At 65.3% G+C, this 16,038-nt stretch carries 17 protein-coding genes; 9 read left to right on the top strand and 8 right to left on the bottom strand.

Annotated elements, in window-relative coordinates; all coding sequences use genetic code 11:
* Positions 1–259 precede the first annotated feature (259 nt).
* Positions 260–1,135: a UTP--glucose-1-phosphate uridylyltransferase GalU gene (gene galU, locus MTBLM5_RS13970; protein ID WP_173976692.1), complete on the top strand. Its 876-nt coding sequence runs from the start codon at positions 260–262 to the stop codon at positions 1,133–1,135.
* Positions 1,136–1,190: 55 nt separating this feature from the next.
* Here galU and MTBLM5_RS13965 read toward each other — a convergent pair whose 3' ends face one another.
* Entirely contained in the window at positions 1,191–1,397 is a 207-nt protein-coding gene (locus tag MTBLM5_RS13965) for a YdcH family protein (protein ID WP_068496242.1), read from the bottom strand.
* 100 nt (positions 1,398–1,497) lie between these two features.
* Between MTBLM5_RS13965 and MTBLM5_RS13960 the strand changes: the two genes are divergently transcribed.
* Positions 1,498–2,595, top strand: coding sequence for an ATP-dependent 6-phosphofructokinase (locus tag MTBLM5_RS13960; RefSeq protein ID WP_173976691.1), 1,098 nt, complete (start codon positions 1,498–1,500; stop codon positions 2,593–2,595).
* Positions 2,596–2,660: 65 nt separating this feature from the next.
* On the opposite strand, the gene MTBLM5_RS13955 is transcribed toward MTBLM5_RS13960, so the two are convergent.
* Positions 2,661–5,537: a hypothetical protein gene (locus MTBLM5_RS13955; RefSeq protein WP_254431056.1), complete on the bottom strand. Its 2,877-nt coding sequence runs from the start codon at positions 5,535–5,537 to the stop codon at positions 2,661–2,663.
* 336 nt (positions 5,538–5,873) lie between these two features.
* Between MTBLM5_RS13955 and MTBLM5_RS13950 the strand changes: the two genes are divergently transcribed.
* Positions 5,874–6,836 (top strand): alpha/beta hydrolase, encoded by a 963-nt coding sequence (locus MTBLM5_RS13950; RefSeq protein WP_173976689.1) that lies wholly within the window; start codon positions 5,874–5,876, stop codon positions 6,834–6,836.
* Positions 6,837–6,839: 3 nt separating this feature from the next.
* On the opposite strand, the gene MTBLM5_RS13945 is transcribed toward MTBLM5_RS13950, so the two are convergent.
* A complete protein-coding gene (locus MTBLM5_RS13945) occupies positions 6,840–8,807 on the bottom strand; it encodes a PAS domain-containing sensor histidine kinase (protein WP_173976688.1) in 1,968 nt (655 codons plus the stop codon).
* A 144-nt stretch (positions 8,808–8,951) separates the two neighbouring features.
* Between MTBLM5_RS13945 and MTBLM5_RS13940 the strand changes: the two genes are divergently transcribed.
* A complete protein-coding gene (locus MTBLM5_RS13940; RefSeq protein ID WP_068503626.1) occupies positions 8,952–9,737 on the top strand; it encodes an RMD1 family protein in 786 nt (261 codons plus the stop codon).
* 207 nt (positions 9,738–9,944) lie between these two features.
* On the opposite strand, the gene MTBLM5_RS13935 is transcribed toward MTBLM5_RS13940, so the two are convergent.
* Together MTBLM5_RS13935 and MTBLM5_RS13930 are read right to left on the bottom strand one after the other, a co-directional pair.
* Positions 9,945–10,475, bottom strand: coding sequence for a methyl-accepting chemotaxis protein (locus MTBLM5_RS13935; RefSeq protein WP_305792055.1), 531 nt, complete (start codon positions 10,473–10,475; stop codon positions 9,945–9,947).
* Positions 10,476–10,491: 16 nt separating this feature from the next.
* Positions 10,492–10,755: a DUF2312 domain-containing protein gene (locus tag MTBLM5_RS13930; RefSeq protein WP_068496223.1), complete on the bottom strand. Its 264-nt coding sequence runs from the start codon at positions 10,753–10,755 to the stop codon at positions 10,492–10,494.
* 228 nt (positions 10,756–10,983) lie between these two features.
* Here MTBLM5_RS13930 and MTBLM5_RS13925 point away from each other — a divergent pair, with 228 nt between their 5' ends.
* A complete protein-coding gene (locus tag MTBLM5_RS13925; RefSeq protein WP_173976686.1) occupies positions 10,984–11,361 on the top strand; it encodes a response regulator in 378 nt (125 codons plus the stop codon).
* A gap of 70 nt (positions 11,362–11,431) precedes the next feature.
* Here MTBLM5_RS13925 and MTBLM5_RS13920 read toward each other — a convergent pair whose 3' ends face one another.
* The gene (locus MTBLM5_RS13920; RefSeq protein WP_173976685.1) at positions 11,432–11,581 is read right to left on the bottom strand and encodes a hypothetical protein; all 150 of its coding nucleotides are present in this window, start codon (positions 11,579–11,581) and stop codon (positions 11,432–11,434) included.
* Between the two features lie 138 nt (positions 11,582–11,719).
* On the bottom strand, positions 11,720–12,508 hold the full coding sequence (locus tag MTBLM5_RS13915) for an N-formylglutamate amidohydrolase (RefSeq protein WP_173976684.1): 789 nt from the start codon (positions 12,506–12,508) through the stop codon (positions 11,720–11,722).
* 154 nt (positions 12,509–12,662) lie between these two features.
* On the opposite strand from MTBLM5_RS13915, the gene ykgO reads away from it, so the two are divergent.
* Together ykgO and MTBLM5_RS13905 are read left to right on the top strand one after the other, a co-directional pair.
* On the top strand, positions 12,663–12,788 hold the full coding sequence (gene ykgO, locus MTBLM5_RS13910) for a type B 50S ribosomal protein L36 (protein ID WP_008614494.1): 126 nt from the start codon (positions 12,663–12,665) through the stop codon (positions 12,786–12,788).
* Between the two features lie 111 nt (positions 12,789–12,899).
* A complete protein-coding gene (locus MTBLM5_RS13905; protein WP_173976683.1) occupies positions 12,900–13,472 on the top strand; it encodes a M48 family metallopeptidase in 573 nt (190 codons plus the stop codon).
* Here the strand turns inward: MTBLM5_RS13905 and MTBLM5_RS13900 are convergent.
* The gene (locus MTBLM5_RS13900; RefSeq protein WP_254431055.1) at positions 13,469–14,266 is read right to left on the bottom strand and encodes a transglycosylase SLT domain-containing protein; all 798 of its coding nucleotides are present in this window, start codon (positions 14,264–14,266) and stop codon (positions 13,469–13,471) included. The genes MTBLM5_RS13905 and MTBLM5_RS13900 overlap by 4 nt on opposite strands.
* 563 nt (positions 14,267–14,829) lie before the next feature.
* Between MTBLM5_RS13900 and MTBLM5_RS13895 the strand changes: the two genes are divergently transcribed.
* Positions 14,830–15,366, top strand: a complete 537-nt coding sequence (locus tag MTBLM5_RS13895) for a hypothetical protein (protein WP_173976681.1) — start codon at positions 14,830–14,832, stop codon at positions 15,364–15,366.
* Positions 15,367–15,462: 96 nt separating this feature from the next.
* Positions 15,463–16,038 (top strand): hypothetical protein (locus MTBLM5_RS13890; protein WP_217425034.1); only part of this gene is annotated, 576 nt, incomplete at its 3' end.

Raw genomic sequence — 16,038 nt, 5'->3', positions numbered from 1 at the left:
CGGCCCGGCACGGGCATGCGCTTCGCGCATAATGCCTTTGGCGCGCGCGATCCCGGGCGGTTCAATCGCCGCTCGGGCTTTTTTGGCACAGCGCCAAATTCCCGCACAGCATCAAGCCCGGCGGCGTCTGAGCCGGCCCGGCACGGGCAGCGCCTCGCGCATAATGCCACGAATTCGCCTTAATCCGGCCCAATGGCCACCATGAAGGTGGGGGAATATCCCCGCCATCGACAATCTTGCTCGAAAGCGAGTAACCGAAATGATCCGCAAGGCTGTTCTTCCCGTCGCCGGCATGGGCACCCGCGTTCTTCCCGCGACCAAGGTTCTTCCCAAGGAATTGCTGCCGGTGGTCGATAAGCCGCTGATCCAGTACGCCGTCGAGGAAGCCGCCGAGGCCGGCATCACCGACATCGTCCTGGTCACCGCCAAGGGCAAGGAATTGCTGATCGATCACTTCGATCGCTCGCCCGAGCTGGAACGCCAGCTGGAAGAGCGCGGCAAGCTGGAACTGCTGGAAATCGCCCGTTCGACCTGCCCCAAGGGGGTGACCATCACCGCCGTCCGTCAGCCGGCGCCCCTGGGCCTGGGCCATGCGGTGTGGTGCGCGCGGCCCGTCATCGGCGACGAGCCCTTCGCGGTGCTGCTGCCCGACGACCTGATCATGGGCCAGCCGGGCGCCCTTCGCCAGATGGTCGATCAGTGGACCCAGACCCGCGGCCATCTGGTGGCGGTCGAGAACGTGCCGTTGGAGCACGTCAACCGCTACGGCATCCTGGACGTGGTCGAGGAAAAGGGCCAACTGGCCCGGGCCCGCGGCATGGTCGAGAAGCCCAAGCCCGAGGACGCGCCGTCCACCTTGTCGGTGATCGGCCGCTACATCCTGGAGCCGGTGGTGTTCGACTTCCTGGACAGGAAGCAGAAGGGTCAGGGCGGCGAAATCCAGCTGACCGACGCCATCGCGGCGACGCTGTCCCAGGTCGGGCTGTCGGGACTGCGCTTCAGGGGAACCCGCTACGATTGCGGCACCAAGGCGGGCTATGTCCAGGCGATCATCGACGCGGCGCTGCTGCACGCCGAAACCGCCGGCCCGGTCTATCGCCACATCCACGCCCTGGCCGGTCGCCGCGCGGCGTAAGGGGCTTTGGCGGACAAACGGGCGGAGACCGATCAGGTCCCGCCCGCTTTCGCCGTCAAGCGATGATGTCGGGGATCAGCTGGTTTTCCAGCTTGGCGATCTGGTCCTTCAGGGCCAGCTTGCGCTTCTTCAGCCGCTGCATCTGCAGCAGATCGACATGAGGGTCGGCGGCGATGCGTGAAATGACATCGTCAAGGTCCCGGTGTTCGGTCACCAGATCCGCCAGCCTGCGGCGGATCTCTTCCATATCATCGTCGATCATGTCGGAGCGAAGACACCTGCTGTCGAATGCGGGTTTGACAGTAGCAGAGATTGGTGCGAAGCGGTATGGATAAGACCGTTACCGACCGGAGAGGCACGTCATGGCCCACAAGCAGAAGCGAATCGGCATCCTGACCAGCGGCGGCGATTGCGCCGGCCTGAACGCGGCCTTGCGGGCGGTGACGCACCGCGCCATCCGCGGCTATGGCTGGCGGGTGTTCGGCATCCGCGACGGCAGCCTGGGCCTGATGAACCGGCCCTTGGACTATGTCGAGTTCGATCTGGGCATCGCCTCGGGCGAGATGCTGCGCATGGGCGGCACCATCTTGGGCACCATCAACAAGGGCGACCCCTTCGCCTATCCGATGCCCGACGGCACCACCCGCGACCGCTCGCAGGAATTCGTCGATGGTTTCCGGGAACTGGGTCTGGACGCGTTGATCGTCATCGGCGGCGACGGCTCGATGCGCATCTTGAACAAGCTGTGCAAGCAAGGCGGCGTGCCGATGGTCGGCATTCCCAAGACCATCGACAACGATGTCGCCCACACCGACTACGCCATCGGCTATGTCACCGCCCTGACGGTGGCCTCGGAAGCCATGGACCGGCTGGCGCCGACAGCGGCCAGCCATCACCGCGTCATGCTGCTGGAAGTGATGGGCCGCGATGTCGGCCATATCGCCATGGCGGCGGGCATCGCCGGCGGCGCCGACGTCATCTTGATCCCGGAAATTCCCTACAGCCTGGAAGGCGTCGCCGGACGGCTGGCGGAAACCCAGGCCGAGGGCCGCAATCACGCCCTGGTGGTGGTGGCCGAGGGCTGCAAGACCGAAACCGGCCACAACGTCACCCACGTCCAGGCCGACGGCGAGGCCCGCTATGGCGGCATCGGCCAATATCTGGCCGCGCGTCTGGCCAAGATGGTTCAGGCGGAAACCCGCGTCACCGTGCTGGGCCACGTCCAGCGCGGCGGCCAGCCCGGCCCGCGCGACCGCATGATCGCCTCGGCCTTCGGCGTGCACGCCGTCGATCTGATCGCCCAGGGCAAGCTGGATCGCATGGTCGCCTGGCAGCATGGCAGCGTGGTCGATGTGCCGTTGAACGAAGTGGCCGGCGTTACCCGCGGTGTCGATCCTTACGGCACCATCGCCCACACCGCGCGCGGCCTGGGCATCTATATCGGCGAAATGCGGATCTGACGCCGCCACCAACGAAAACGGCCCGGGGCATCCGCTGCCCCGGGCCGTTTGTCGTTTCAGGCGCCCTATTCCAGGCGGCCCAGGGCGCGGGCCAGCACCAGATACAGCTTGCCGACCTCGGACGAGGTGAAGGTGCCGGTCAAAACGTCGGCGTAATCCGATTGACGGGCCTGGTTCAGCAACGATTCGAACTCGGCCAGATAGCGGGTGACATAGTCGCGGAACCCGCCGTCATCCTCGAACTTGTTCTTGATGGCGGCGATCTGGTGCTTGTCGAGATTCTTGAGAATCTTGCGCACGAACACCGACTGGTCGCCGGCATGGAACTCGCGCCAGGCCTTCTCGTCGATATTGGTCGAGAAGATGCGTCCGATATCGACCGACAGGGATTGCAGCTTTTCGACGATGAAGGCGGCATTGCGCAGGAAATGCTCGACCGAGGCCTGAGCGCGGCGTTCCTCGATCTGCTCGGCCCGCATCTCGGCCAGCTTCGAGGCCGAGATCAGTTCGTCGATCTGGCGACCGAAGGTCGCCGAGAAGGCCTCGGCCTGCTGGGTCAGACGATCGCCGGTGACGCCCAGATCGTTCGACTTCTGGCGGATCATCTCGAACGAGCTTTCCAGCTTGGCGCCGGTGCGATCGCTGGTTTCCTGCAGTTCCAGGGCCTGGCGGCGCAGCGACTCGCCCGAGGCGCGGACCTGCTGGGTGATGCGTTCCGACGACTGGGTCAGGTCGCGAATGCCGCTGCGCAGCATGTCGCCGGCAGCGGTGACCTGGGCGGCGGTCTTGTTCGAGGTTTCCTCGAAATCGCGCACGATGGTCCGCAGCGCGTCGCCGGCGGTCTGCGAGTTGTGGAACACCCGCTGGCTGGCTTCGCCCACTTCCACCGCATGCTTGGCGATGGACTGGCCGAAGGCCTTCAGCACTTCCGACGAATCGTCGGCGACGCGGGCCAGGGCGTCGGACTGGTCCTTCAGCTTCTCGCCCACCGACACCACGCTGACCTGGGCCTGGTCGGCCGAGGCCACCAATTGCTCGGTCTGGCGGCGCAGCGCGTCGGTCGAGACGCGGATCTTGCCGGCCACATCTTCCGAAATCGAGGCCATCTGCTCGGTGCGGGCTTCCAGCACCTCGGACAGGCCATTGGTGTCGGCCATGGCCTTGGTGGCGGCGACGCCGACTTCCGAGGTCCGCTGGCGCAGACCCTCGCCGACCGCTTCCAGTTCGACGCCGACGCGCGACGAAACGGCGATCAGGTCGTTGGTGTTCTGGCGCAACGTGTCGGCGATGGTCTTGACCTTGGCCATCACCTGGTCCGAGGTCGAGATCAGGTGGCGCGATTGCTGGTTCAGCGACGCTTCCGACAGGCGCGACTGGGTCGAGACCACGTTGGCGGCGTCGGCCAGCTCGTCGGCCTGCTTGCGAAGCGACTGACGGATGGCCTCGGCCTGGCCGGCGGCGCGTTCGGCACCCTTGCCCAGATCCTCGATATGCAGACGCAGGGTTTCCGACACCTCGCGGGCGCGGGCCTGCATCTGGTCGGACGCGGCCGACAGCGCCCGGGTCTGACCCTGGAACATTTCACCGACTTCGCGAATGCGGCCGCTGGCCCGTTCGGCGGCGGCATCGACATCGTCGCGGCGCTGGGCGAACACCTCGCCGACCGAGCCCATCTGGGCCGAGGCCTCATCGGTGGTCGAGCGCAATTGCTCGGCGTGACGGCCCAAGGTCTCCTCGATCTCGCGGAAGCGGCCCATGGCCTGGTCGGACGCCGCCGACACCTCGCGCGATTGCACCGACAGCGCTTCCTCGACGATCTTGATGCGCGACAGCACGCGTTCGGTGATCTGGTCCAGACCGGTGGCCTGCTGGGTCAGCGAGGCGCTGATGCGGCCGGTTTGGTCGGCCAGGCGCGCGGCGGCCTGCTCAAGGTCATTGTTCTGGCGGGTGAACAGGCTTTCCAGCGCCTCGACCCGCTGCGACAGGCTGACCGCCACCTCTTCGGTGCGGTTGCCGGAACGGTCGGCGGCCTCGGCCAATTCGCCGGCCTTGGTGGCGAACAGGGCGCCGACCTGCTCGGCCCGGTCGACCGCCGAGCGCGACACCGAATCCAGCGCCTCGGCGTTCTTGCGCACCTGCTCGGTCATCGTCTCGGCCCGCTGGGTGGCGCGCAGCGACGACTGGTCGATGGCCTGGACCTGCTCATGCATGAACTCGCCGAACTCGCGCACCTTGACGGCGGCGGAATCGGTGACGGTGGTCAGGTCCTGGGTCTGCAGCCGCAACAGATGCTCGATCTCACGAGCCCGGGCGGTGGCGGCATCGGCGGCATGGGTCAGGCGATCGACCTCGCCGCGCAGGGCATCGACGGCCGAGCGGGCGTCGCCATTGACCCGACCGACCACGCCGGTCAGGGCGTCGATCTGGGCCGACAGGCTGGCGCGCACGGCATCGGCCTCGCCGGCGGCGCGGGCGGTGGCGTCGTTAAGGTCGCGGGCCTGGGCCTTCAGGGATTCGGCGATGATCTTGACCCGGCTTTCCGACTCGTCGGCCGGATAGGTCAGGCGGGCCAGATGCAGGGCCAGATCGTTGGCCAACAATCGGATGGCGCGACCGCGATCCAGCCAGGCCAGGACCAGCCACAGAAAGGCCAGCGGCACCAGGGCCGCGCCGACGACGCCGCCCAGTTCCTGCGGCTGCAGCGCCACCAGGTTGCCCCAACCGATGCTGGAATTGACGTACTGGGCGCAAAAGCCCAGCCAGGTCACCGAGGCCAGGCCGGCGATTCCGTTGATGATGGCCGGAACCTTGGAGGGCTTGAACGCCTGGGGCGGTGCGTCGGACCGACGCGGCACGGTCACCGGCAATTGGGGGGCCTTCACGGGCTCCGCGGTTTCGGTGGAATTGGTCTCCGCCGCCTCGGACTCGCCTCGATCGATCATCGTGTCACCCATAGTCCGTGCCCCGCGTTTCTGTCGCTTGCCACCCACGCCAGCGGAAACGGGCCGGCAATGGCACCAATGTCGGCACCTGCACGGTATTCCTTCCCCCTGGACATTCACCCGCCGCTTGGCACCGGCAGGCGCTCTTATTTGACGTTGCGAGAGGATGCCTGCATCCCGTGGAAAAATCAAACGTTTGCCCCGCCGCCCCGGACAAGGAAACATGCGGGGCGCTGCGCACAACTCTAGTTTTCTAGTAGCCTTTTGGTTACGCTTGACGCGGTGGTTGATGTGAAATATAACCATTGTATTCCAGCCGCACCCGGATGCCGAGCGATGACCGACCCGCACCACCCCCACCTGCAGTCACTTGCCGCCTATGCCGCCCGGCAGGGTGTCGCCCCGGCCGACCCGCTGCGCCAGCCATTGCTCGAGGCTCGCGCCAAGGCGATCGCCTACCAATCGATCTGGAACGAGCCCCTGCCCGAAGGGGGGCGGCATACCCGACACACCAGTCCGGCCGGCACCGGAATCGATCTTTACATCCCCGACGAAGCCCGGGGGCCGGCGCCGGTGCTGTTCTATTTCCACGGCGGCGGCTTCGCGCTCAATTCCGTCGAGACCCATCGCCGCCTGACCCGGCTGCTGGCGCAGCGCTCGGGCTGGGCCGTGGCGGCGGTTTCCTATGACCTTGCCCCCGAGGCGCGCTTTCCGCGCCAGCTGATCCAGGCGCAAGATGCCATCGACTGGCTGCGCGAGCGCGCCGCCCTTCTGGGACTGGATGGCGGCCGGTGGGCGGTGGGCGGCGATTCCGCCGGCGCCAATCTGGCCCTGGCGGCCACCATCGCACGGCGCGACAAGGGCCGGTCGATGCCCGCCCTGGGCTTGCTGTTCTACGGCATGTTCTCGGCCGATCTCGACACCCCGTCCCATCGGGCCTTCGGCGGCGGCGCGTTCGGCCTGACCACCGAACGGGTCGACTGGTTCTGGTCGCAATATGTGGCGCAATTGGCCGAGCGCACCAACCCGCTGGCGGCGCCGCTTTATGCCGACCTGCGGGGGCTGCCGCCGCAAATGCTGATCGCCGCGGGCCTGGATTGCCTGAAGGATGACAGTGTGCGCCTGGCCGACCGCCTGACCGCCGCCGGAGTGGAAAGCCGCTTGCAGGTGGTCGAAGGCGTGCCCCACTCGTTCATGCAGATGAGCGCGGTGCTGGAGCCCGCCGACCGGGCCATCGACGACGCGGTCGCCGCCCTGCGGGCGGTCCGGTCCCGGCCGATTGCCGTGGCGGCGGAATAAAGGTCAGCAGGCCGCCGCAAGCGAGCGGCGCTCGGGGAAGCGCAAGGTGATGACGGTTCCCTTGCCGGGCTCGCTGTCGATGGCCAGGCTGCCGCCATGCATTTCGGTCAGCCGAATCGCCATGGACAGCCCCAGGCCCAACCCCTCGAACCGGCGTTCCAGTGCCGAATCCACCTGACTGAACGGCGCCATCGCCTTCTCGCGGTCCTCGGGCCTGATGCCGATCCCGGTGTCGGCGACCCGGATCGTCACGCCGCCGCCCTTGTCCAACCCGGCGGCAACGGTGATCTTGCCGCCGACCGGGGTGAACTTGACGGCGTTGGACAAAAGGTTCAGCAGAATCTGCTTCATCCGGCGTTCGTCGCCAATCAAATGCGGCAGGTTCGGGAGCACCTCGACCGACAAGGTCAGCTCGCTTTCGCGGACACGGTCGGACACCATCACCCGCACCGACTCGATCACCGCCACCAGATCGATCTCGGCTTCGCGAAGCGGCAATTGGCCGGCCTCGATCGCCGAAACGTCCAGCACGTCGTTGATCAGACTGGCCAGATGCTGCCCGGAATCCAGGATATGCCGCGCATATTCAGCATAGCGGGCGTTGCCCATCGGCCCCAGGATCTCGGCGGTCATGACCTCGGCGAAGCCGTTGATGACGTTCAGGGGGGTGCGCAATTCATGGCTCATGGCCGCCAGGAATTCCGTCTTCGAGCGGTTGGCCACCTCGGCGGCGTGTTTGGCCTGCTCCAGCGCGGTGGCGGCGCGACGGCGGTCGGTGATGTCCACGGTCCAGGCCACCAGGGCCGGCTGTCCTTCGAAGGTCAGCGGGGTCCAGGTCACCGCGCTCCACTGGCGGGTGCCGTCACGCCGATCCTGGGCGGCTTCCGCCGTGACCGGCAGGCCCGATTGCCGGGTCAGGGCGGCGGCGCGGTCACGAACCGAGGCATCGACGAACAGATCGCGCTCGGCCTTGCCCAGCATGTCGCCCAGCATCATCCCCAGCATGTCGGCCTGACGGGCATTGCAGAACACCAGATTGCCATCCTGGTTCGACACCGCGATACCGATCGGGCTGGTTTCCAACAAGGCCTTCAGGCGCCGCTCCGCCGCCTTGGATTCGGCGGCCACCGCCTCGGTCGCCGCCAGTTTGGCGGCCATCTGCTCGCGACTATAGACCGCCGTCACCGACCGCGTGGTCAGGAACGCCTGGGCCACGCCATAGGCCAAGGCCAGGAAACCGGCGGCGAACACCGCATGGGCCAGCCACCACAAATGGGTCCAGGCCTTGGTCAGCAGGAAGGCCAGGGCCGAGGTGGCGAACGACCCCAATGCCAGCTGGTAAAGCGACATCATCCCGGTGCGTTGGCCGCGCCAGCGGATCAGGGCCACCCCCGCCACCGCCATCACGATGGTCGCCCCTTCCTGGACGAAGCGGACGACGGAATGGCCGGCGAACGGAGTGCTGGCCAAGCCCCACACCAACAGATCGACGCCAAGGGACAATCCCAGCCACGGCAGCCACCGGCTTGGCTTGGTCCGATCGGCCGTGGAGTCGGAGGGCTGGCCCAGCCGGGTCAGGGCGACCAGCAGGAAACCGCACATCACCACCCGTGATGCCGGCCCAAACAGGATGAAAATCCACAAATCGTGGGAGGAGTGCCTGGTCAGGACGCCGTGCGGGGCGTAGACAATGGCGAAGCCGATGAAGGCCAGGGTGATCCAGCGCAATGCCGGCTCGCCACTGAACTGATAGCAGCGCCACGCCACCCAGCCGGCGAACACCGACAGCACGATCGACAGGCCGATGGCGAATTCATGGAACACGAAATCGCGCGCCACCAGCGGCGGGTCCTGAAACACCGACAGATAGGCGACAGCCATCATCGGGGTCGCCATGAACAACAGTTCGACGGCTTCCTTGAACCAGGCGGCCACATGCAGTCCCGCAGGATTTCGGGATCCAGAATTCATCGCAACGCCTGCCCCACAAGCCGGATGATTCTCCCATAATTGGGCATTGCCACGGATAAAGGCAAGGCCAGACTTGACGACAATCCCGCCTTGGTCGCAAGACTGTCACTTGATCGTCATCATCAGCGGGCCAATCATAGAGTGATGACAGCCCCCTCCCGATCCATCATCGTCCGCGCCTTCCTGCTGGGCGAGCGTCTCGACACCCGCGGCCTGGAGCAGAAACAGGCCCTGGCCACCACTCCCCTGACCCTGCGCGCCGGCCGACGGGGCTTCATGGTGTTGTTCCGCTACGGCGTCGCCGTGCTGTTCGACGTCGCCGCCGAAGAGGAAGCCCTGCTGCTGGCCGATCTGGGCCGCCTGGTCACCGACCCGCAGGAACGCCCCGGGCAGGAACAGGCCCATATCGACATCGTCGAGAATGGTTCCGAGCATGTCGATCCCGACGGCACCATCATCATCGCCGACCTGACGCCCGAGCGGATGCAGATCGTCGCCGACGTCCTGGCCAAGGACCTGATGCTCGAGCATTTCGAGATCAAGGCGGCCCAGGTTTTCGACCGCGTCGAACCGTTGGCGGCGCGTCTGAAGAACAAGGGCAGCCGGAACTTCCGGGTCAAGGACTTGCTGGCCCAGATCGGCGATGTGCTGATGACCCAGCACCGCATGGTCGGCCGCGCCGAGGTGCTGGAAAAGCCCGAGGCCCTGTGGAACGAGCCGTCGTTGGAAGGCCTGTTCGGCCGCCTGGAACGCGAGTACGAAATCCGCGAAAGATCGCGTGCCCTGGACCACAAGCTGGAAGTGATCGGCAACACCGCCGAGACCTTGCTGGATCTGGTCCATACCACCCGCTCGCTCAGGGTCGAGTGGTACATCGTCGGCCTGATCGTCTTCGAGATCGTGATCAGCCTGTGGGACCGATTCTTTTAGCAGGGTGCGGAAAACACCGATCAGGCAGCCGAACGCCCCTTTCCGTCATGCCCGGACTTGATCCGGGCATCCACGCGATGTCGCCTAACCAACTGTTTCAAATCGTATTTTAGCGAAGACACGTGGATGGCCGGGTCAAGCCCGGCCATGACGGATGGAGCAAACCTACAGGCGTGCCGAGTTATTCTGCAGCCGGTCAAAGCCCCGTCAGGCCGCGCGCAGCCGGCCCAGGAAGGTATCGACGGCCGATCGCAGTTGGTCCGCCCCGCGCGCCAGGGTGACGGCGGTTTCCAGCACCTCGCCGGACGAACGCTCGGCCCGGCCGATGGCCTGGCTGGTCACCGCGACGCCCCGCGACACCGCCCGGGTGCCGCCGGCGGCCTGCTCGACGCCTTGGGCGATCTCGGCGGTGGCGCCCGCCTGTTGCGACACCGCCTCGGTGATCACCTGAGCGATCGCGCTCATCCGCTCGACGATCTCGCCGACATGGCGGATGGCCCCGACCGCGCGGCCGGTCTCGGCCTGGATGCGGGTGACCTGCAGGGCGATTTCGTCGGTCGCCTTGGCGGTCTGGCTGGCCAGGTTCTTGACCTCGCCGGCCACCACCGCGAAGCCCTTGCCGGCCTCGCCCGCCCGGGCCGCTTCGATGGTGGCGTTCAAGGCCAAAAGGTTGGTCTGGGCGGCGATGGCGGAAATCATGCTGACCACCGCGCCAATGCGTCCGGCCGAGTCCGACAGTTCGCCCCAGCGGGGCCTACACCTCGCCCAGGGCGGCGAGATACAGCTCGAGCAATTGCTCTTCTTCTTCCCGCTCCTGGCGGTCCTTCTTGCGCAGGCTGACGATCTTGCGAAGGATCTTGACGTCGAAGCCTTGCGACTTGGCCTGGCCGTAGACGTCCTTGATGTCGTCGGCCAGATGCTTCTTCTCTTCCTCCAGGCGTTCGATCCGCTCGACGAACTGGCGCAGGGCCTCGGCGGCAATTCCTCCGATCTGGGTGCTGTTCTGTTCGTCGCTCATGCTTGTCCCCTGGGGCGTTCGAAACCAAGGCCAGGACCATAGTGCGCCGGCCGTCCGGCATCAAGCCCCCAGGAGCAGCTCCTACGCCCAGGGGCGGCACCCACCTTCCGAAAGTAGCAGAAACCTACTTCAAACCGTTCCAATGTGCGGCAATCCGATTCCTTCGCGCCATGGCGATATGCACAGAAGGCGGCGATGATGCCAGGACGGAATTCGAAGGACGCCACCATGAACAGCCCGCTTCCCATCCTGGTCGTCGATGACAGCGCGATCACCCGGCGCCTTTTGGCGGACATGCTGTCCAATCTTGGCCCCTACGAGGTCGCCGAGGCCAAGGACGGCCAGGAGGCGCTGGACTTCATGCGCTCGCGCCCGACCGGCATGGTGATCTCGGACCTGCATATGGGACCGATCGACGGGGTGCAATTGCTGAACACCGTCCGGGCCGAGGCCGATCTGGCCCACCTGCCCTTCGTGCTGATGAGCGGCGATCAGACGCCGCAGGCGATCAGTTCGGCCATCAGGGCCGGGGTCACCGCCATCCTGGCCAAGCCATTCGACCGCCACCAGCTGGCTCAGCAGGTTCGCCACGCTTTGTGCGCCTGAGCGCCCGCCCGCATACGGAAACGGCCCCGCCGGCTTTCGCCGGGCGGGGCCGTTCCTATTCCGCGGTGCCTTACTTGACGAACAAGATCGCGGCGACACCGACAAGCGTGGTGAACGCGATTCCGACGCCCATCAAATAGGCGATTCCGACGGCAAGTTCCTTCCAACGGCCCGCCGAGATCGGCTCGACCGGCATGGTATTCATGGTGGTGGTGGTCATGAGGAATCCCCTCTCGTCATCATCCGACCGCCTGGTGTCTGCCGAACGCGCACGGTCGTCTCGGCGCACAACATAAGCGCCTGCTTATATCAATTCAACACTCGTCCGCAGGGCCCAAACCCGCCCGCCCCGGGTGGGTCAGAACAATTCGACCCGACGTATCCCCGGGTCGGCCAGGACCGGAGCCAGCACGCCGGCCAGACGGTCGGCCCAGGCTTGGCAGGCATTGTCGTCGGCCAGCAGGTCCTGACGGATCTCGAACGACACATGCGGAAGGCCGGCAGCTCCGGCATGGGTGTCCAGCGTGTAGTTGATCTCGCGCCCCGAATAAGGCTGGTTGTCGCCCACCACCAGGGTCGGGTCGCCGGCCAGGGCGGCCAGGACCGGATCGGCCATGCGGCGATCGCGATTGGACAGCACGCCCGCATGCCACGGACGCGCCACGCCGTGCATCGTCGGCGTGAAACTGTGAATGGAGATCATCGCCGGCACCCGGCCCCGGCGGAACTGGCGGGCCAGTTCGTCGCCGATCTCGCGGTGATAGGGCCAGAACCACTGGTCGGCGCGGGAATGGGCCTCGGCCTCGGCCAGGCCTTGATTGCCGGGCACCGGCACACCGCAGGTCGAGGCCGGAATCGACGAGGGGTCGCCGGGCTGGCGATTGCAATCGATCACCAGGCGGCTGACCCCGGCCAGGATCGCCGGACAGCCCAGACGCCGGGCCAGCGCCTGGCTGACCTGGGCGGCGCCGATATCCCAGGCGACATGGGCGAGCCGGCCGGCCGCCGAAAGACCAAGATCGGCCAACCGCGCCGGAATCACCGCCGAGGCATGGTCGCAAACCACCACGATGTCGGCGTCGGATTGGCCGTCGATACGGACGAAGGGCGACGGATTGTCGGGGCCCGGGGGAAGGAATCGCAGCATGGCCGGGACTATACCAAGCGAACGGTTAAAAGAGAATCTAACGACGTGTTGACAGCCGCCCGCGCTTTCCGTATTTTCCGGCCTCCGGTCGCGCACCCCGGCATTTTCGTGCATTGGGAAGCCGCTTAAGTTTCGTAGTTCAAGGATTTGCATCATGAAGATTCGCAACTCGCTGAAGTCGGCCAAGCTGCGCGACAAGAATTGCCGCATTGTCCGCCGCAAGGGGCGCGTGTACGTCATCAACAAGACCAACCCGCGCTTCAAGGCCCGTCAGGGCTGATCCGGCTTCCAGCCAGGATCTTGAAAGGACAGGCCGCGCCGGGCAACCGGGCGCGGCTTTCTTTTTGCCCCATCCCTTGGCGGTGCGTTTCAGGCTTCCCACGTCTGAAGCATGCGCCGTTTCCTTGCCTCGCTCGCGCTGGGGCTGTTCCTGCTCTTGAGCGCTTCTTGCAGCCCCACGGCCCCGCCGCCGCGGCCAGAGCCACTGGTCGGCCTCGACCGATTGTTCGAACGGCTGCGCAGCACCGATAATCCTGCCGAGGCCCAGGCTATCGAAGCGGCCATTCGCCATCTATGGGCGAAAACCGGGCCGCAGGTGGCCAATACCTTGATGGCCCACGCCATGGACGCCGCCCACCAGGGCCAGCACCGCATCGCCCTGGCCCTGCTGGACCGAGTGGTGATGCTGGCGCCGTCCTTCCCCGAGGGATGGGCGATGCGGGCGTCCTTGCATTTCCTGAGCGACAACCCGATGGCCGCCGTGGCCGACCTGGCCCACACCCTGGCCCTCGAGCCTCGGCATTTCGCCGCACTGGCCAGCCTGGGATACATCCTGGTGGAAATGAACGAACCACGAGCGGCCCTGCAGGCGTTCGAATTGTCGCTGGCCGTCAACCCGCACCAGCCGGACCTGATGGATCAAGCCAAACGGCTGCACCGTCTGACCGGCGGCCGCTTGATCTAATAGCCGTCCACCGCCAACCCGCGCGAGCGCCGCACCTCGACCATGCGGGCGCGCCGCAACTGGTATTCCGACAGCCGGGCCTGGCGGTAGGCGTCGGCGATGCGGCGCGATTCATCCTGATTGGCGGCCTGATGATCGCGGAACGCCTTGCGCATCTCATCGACCCGCGGCGAGGTCGATGGAACCGGCTTGCCGTTGGGGCCGGGCTTGATCGGATTGATGGCCGGAGCCATCGGCGGCTGAACCGCCGAAGCGTTCCACACCTTCATCAGCCGCTCGCGGTAGGCGGCGGCCAGCGACGGGGTCTGGGAATGGTAATAGGACGCCGCCGTCACCCAATGGCCGGTCGCCCCGAACAACCCCTTCAGGAAGCGGGCGGCATAGCCGACATTGGCGGCGGGATCGAAGGCGTCTTCCAGCGAGGCGAAGGCGGTCGGGTGGTACATCAGGTTGACCTGCATGCAGCCGACATCGATGTTCTTGACGCCGCGCGCCTTCAGACGCTTCACCTCGGCGACCGCCTCGGCCTTGGTGGGGAAATACTTGCCCTGTCCCTCGGAGGTCACCGTCCACGGCCAGGCAAGAGTTGCCTTGGCCTCGCGGTCATAACGGCCGGATTCCACCACCGAGATGGAATCAAGCAGCCGGGCGGGAATGCCGTATTGACGTTCGGACCTGGCGGTTTCTTCGGCGCACAGCGAGTCCGAAGGCAGCGACGGTGCGGCCTCGGCCCGGCCGGCCCACGCCAGCGCGGCCATCGCCACCATCACCACCCAAAGCCTGCACCCGTTCATCATCATTTTCCGTCAAAGTCCGCAACACCCGCATCGATGCAGGAACCGTGCCATAAAACTCGACCAACTTCCACATGCCTGACCTGCGCGCCCCAAAAGGCCAGCATTTCTGCCATTTTGGTGACTCTGCCGAAAGAACGGGCTGTTTCGCACTTGCACATCGGCCGTTTTGGCCTTAGTTATTGCACTGCAGCAAACGGATGGTCATCGACCTTCCCCTTGCTGCCTTTCTTGGACGTTTCCTCCCTAAACTTGAGCCTGCCCTCCGGGGCAGGCTTTTTTTCGCAGTTTTCCGCGATTTTTCGACGGCCTGCGACCTGGGAGTGTCGGCTCCGGTTTACCACCCCGGTTTACCAGTTGGGTTTACCAGCTTGCCTGGTTCCCCGCGTTCCTGGCCGCGAGGATGCCAAAATCGCGGCATCGCAACAAGCGCGCTCCCGATCGCCGCCGCTCTGAACAACCCATGGCTTAGTTCCCACACACCTCCGCTGTCGGCGGGGCCGCACTCCCTTGCATGCCTGCGCCCTACCCTGTCCTGAAGGCAACCGCTGAAGGACACCCCCATGCAGACCACCGACGACCGGCGCCTGAGGTTCGAGAACGACGAACTGCCGGAGTTCGCCCGCAAGGCGATCTTCGCCACCACCGCCCTGGTGCTGGGGGAACTGCGCCAGCGCGCTGGCATGGATTTCAGCAAGGCCGCCGAACACGTCCAGGCCAGCATCGACGAATGGGGCGACCGCGCCGATCACGTCGTAGACAAGGTGTTCTCGGAACTGGGCATGGCCGCCTTCCTGGAGGCCTCGGTGGACCGGGTGCTGAAGCACACCGAGGTCACGATGTCGGCCCTGCTGGAGGCTTACCGGTTCAAGTTCGACGATGAGCAATCCAGATACCTTCCCAGAACCCACGGTGACCTGGAGGAGGTACTGGCCAGCCATGCCCGGGAGATGATCTGCCACCGGGCTGAGCAGGCGGTCTATGAGGCCTGCTACGACCTCGTTGTGAAGGCCGGGGCTGCGGCGCCAGCCCCCGAAGGCGATCGCTTTCCATGGTGGGCGCAGGAAGAACGGATCCCGTGGATGGATCGCCGCCTCTGAGCTACGAATTCTGGCGACGGCCCCCGCAAAGCAATGGATGTCAGTTGATTTGACTACCCGGGTGCTTGGCACCCCGCCCCCGGTTGAGTACCATCAATGACGGTTTCGCTGGAGTTTTGCGCCTTGCACACCCCCCTGAATGATGATGCCGAAGTGGATGAACCTCACTTTCTCAGCGATCCCGAGGTTGCGGAAGCATTTGAACAACTAGTGGAAGAATTTTTCAAAGAGACCGAGCGCGGTGCGGTGTTAATTGCTGGTGATATCGTCAGTGAGCATCTTGCCAAAGTAATTATGGAGCTTGCACCACCTGAGTTTTCCAAAAATGACCTGAAGCGAATGCTAAAATACCCAGGCATGCTAGAGAATTTTGCCGCACGGGCTGACGTCTCATTCATGGCTGGCTACATCAATGCTACTGCATATAATTCCATTACATCGCTTCGGAGCATAAGAAACAAAGCAGCCCATTCTGGGTCATCGTTTTCGCTCAGCGAATATCGAGACAAGTTGCAGGAGATGTGCAACCTTGGCCCAGGCACCGCAACGGCTGTCAACCGCTTTGCCTGCGACGCATTGCTGCGTGGGGTCGTCGACCATCTTATGGGGCAAGGGAAACGGTTAGAGGCGGATATTGGCCGAAACCCATTTTCGTCCCCTACTGACGTTTTT

The sequence above is a fragment of the Magnetospirillum sp. LM-5 genome (genome assembly GCF_902729445.1).
Classification (GTDB): Bacteria; Pseudomonadota; Alphaproteobacteria; order Rhodospirillales; family Magnetospirillaceae; genus Magnetospirillum.
Note: the sequence above shows the minus strand (reverse complement) of the source record. Positions and strands in the feature narration are given on the sequence as shown.

Bases quoted from the DNA above. Each gene is read 5' to 3' on its own strand.
- MTBLM5_RS13895 (WP_173976681.1), top strand. From the start codon at position 14,830: ATGCAGACCACCGACGACCGGCGCCTGAGGTTCGAGAACGACGAACTG.
- MTBLM5_RS13950 (WP_173976689.1), top strand. From the start codon at position 5,874: ATGACCGACCCGCACCACCCCCACCTGCAGTCACTTGCCGCCTATGCC.
- ykgO (WP_008614494.1), top strand. From the start codon at position 12,663: ATGAAGATTCGCAACTCGCTGAAGTCGGCCAAGCTGCGCGACAAGAAT.
- MTBLM5_RS13905 (WP_173976683.1), top strand. From the start codon at position 12,900: ATGCGCCGTTTCCTTGCCTCGCTCGCGCTGGGGCTGTTCCTGCTCTTG.
- MTBLM5_RS13925 (WP_173976686.1), top strand. From the start codon at position 10,984: ATGAACAGCCCGCTTCCCATCCTGGTCGTCGATGACAGCGCGATCACC.
- galU (WP_173976692.1), top strand. From the start codon at position 260: ATGATCCGCAAGGCTGTTCTTCCCGTCGCCGGCATGGGCACCCGCGTT.
- MTBLM5_RS13945 (WP_173976688.1), bottom strand. From the start codon at position 8,807: ATGAATTCTGGATCCCGAAATCCTGCGGGACTGCATGTGGCCGCCTGG.
- MTBLM5_RS13900 (WP_254431055.1), bottom strand. From the start codon at position 14,266: ATGAACGGGTGCAGGCTTTGGGTGGTGATGGTGGCGATGGCCGCGCTG.
- MTBLM5_RS13920 (WP_173976685.1), bottom strand. From the start codon at position 11,581: ATGACCACCACCACCATGAATACCATGCCGGTCGAGCCGATCTCGGCG.
- MTBLM5_RS13955 (WP_254431056.1), bottom strand. From the start codon at position 5,537: ATGATCGATCGAGGCGAGTCCGAGGCGGCGGAGACCAATTCCACCGAA.
- MTBLM5_RS13965 (WP_068496242.1), bottom strand. From the start codon at position 1,397: ATGATCGACGATGATATGGAAGAGATCCGCCGCAGGCTGGCGGATCTG.
- MTBLM5_RS13930 (WP_068496223.1), bottom strand. From the start codon at position 10,755: ATGAGCGACGAACAGAACAGCACCCAGATCGGAGGAATTGCCGCCGAG.
- MTBLM5_RS13960 (WP_173976691.1), top strand. From the start codon at position 1,498: ATGGCCCACAAGCAGAAGCGAATCGGCATCCTGACCAGCGGCGGCGAT.
- MTBLM5_RS13940 (WP_068503626.1), top strand. From the start codon at position 8,952: ATGACAGCCCCCTCCCGATCCATCATCGTCCGCGCCTTCCTGCTGGGC.
- MTBLM5_RS13915 (WP_173976684.1), bottom strand. From the start codon at position 12,508: ATGCTGCGATTCCTTCCCCCGGGCCCCGACAATCCGTCGCCCTTCGTC.